1 protein-coding gene and 1 pseudogene are annotated in these 1,411 nt (G+C 75.8%); both read right to left on the bottom strand.

Annotated elements, in window-relative coordinates; genetic code table 11:
• A pseudogene (locus tag ACFU99_RS43645) lies at window positions 1-687 on the bottom strand (hypothetical protein); the annotation flags it as partial.
• A gap of 113 nt (window positions 688-800) precedes the next feature.
• Window positions 801-1,411, bottom strand: a 611-nt coding sequence (locus ACFU99_RS43640) for a crotonase/enoyl-CoA hydratase family protein (RefSeq protein WP_384404330.1), incomplete at its 5' end; no start/stop codon positions are given.

Here is a 1,411-nt window from a genome sequence, read left to right as displayed (position 1 = left end):
GGCCGGGGCCATGATCAGCAGGGCGAACGTGACCATCGACTGACCGCCCGCCGTCCGCTTGTGCACGGACCGGTGGTAGGCGCGCTGCGCGAGATGGGCGGGCGTCGGTTTCGCGGAGCTGCCGGACGGCCGGGGCGTCGGCGTCGACGACGGCGGGGGAGCGGGCGATTTCGACGGAGGCGACGGAGGCGTCGGCTGTGTCGGTACGGGCGTGGGGTCCGGGTGCCTGGGCGGCGCGGGCTTCGCGGGCCCCGGCTCGGGCGGCCGGGGTTCAGGCGGTTCGGGCCGCGGCCCCGGCTTCGGCGGCCTTGGCCTGGGAGCGTGGCAGGAGCGGCCCACCACGGCCCAGGACGACCCGGGGCGGACCTGCGCTCGTACGCAGCCGCCGGGCCCGCGCACCGTCGCCGACGCGGACGACCCGTCGCTGGAAGCGGAGACGGAGGAGCCGGCTCCCGACACGGACACCGAGGACCCGTCATTCGAAACGGAGACCGACGAACCGTTTCCTGACACGGAGACCGACGAGACCGAGGAGCCGCCGTGCGAGAGGCGCACCACGGCGGCCGGGCCGACCGGCGCGCCCTCGCCCGCCCCCGTGCCCATCCCCGACGGGGCCATCCCCGCCGTGGCCAGCACCGCCACCGCCGCCACGATGCCCGTACGCCCTGCTCGAAGCCATGCGCTCACATCAAGGATGGTGCGCGGCACGGCTGTTGATCAGTCGCCGGAGTGGCCGGATTCCTCCGATCTGCTGAATGGCGGGCGGTGCCTGCCATTCCGGGTTTGGATCGTCGCGCGCCTCAAAGGTCCGTGAAGTCCCCGTGCCGCCCCGCGCCCTCGGCGAACCGGGCGGCCCCCTCGGCGGCATCGCCCAACGCCCGTACCCCGTAATCGAATTCCACCGCCATGGCCGCGTCGAGCGGCATCCCCTCCTGTTCCCGCAGGGACGCCCGGTCGCCGCGCAGGCACGTCTGCGGGAAGCGGCTGAGCTCGGCCGCGAGCCGCTCGGCCTCGGCGCGGGCGCGCCCCGGCGGTACGAGCCGGTTGGCCAGCCCCATCGCGTACGCCTCGGCGGCCGGTACCGGGCGGCCCGTCAGCACCAGGTCCGTCGCCCGGCTCGCGCCGATCAGGCGCGGCAGCCGCACCGTGCCGCCGTCGATCAGCGGCACGCCCCAGCGGCGGCAGAACACGCCGAAGACGGCGTCCTCCTCGGCCACCCGCAGATCGCACCAGAGCGCCAACTCCAGCCCGCCCGCCACCGCGTGGCCGCTGACCGCCGCGATCACCGGCTTCGTCAGCCGCATCCGGGTGGGCCCCATCGGCCCGTCGCCGTCCGCCGCGACGCGGTTGGCGCGCTCCGTGCCCATCGCCTTGAGGTCGGCGCCCGCGCAGAACGTGCCGCCCTCGCCCC

The organism is Streptomyces sp. NPDC057654 (assembly GCF_042800135.1).
Lineage (GTDB): Bacteria > Actinomycetota > Actinomycetes > Streptomycetales > Streptomycetaceae > Streptomyces.
This window is presented reverse-complemented; position numbering and strand designations above follow the sequence as displayed.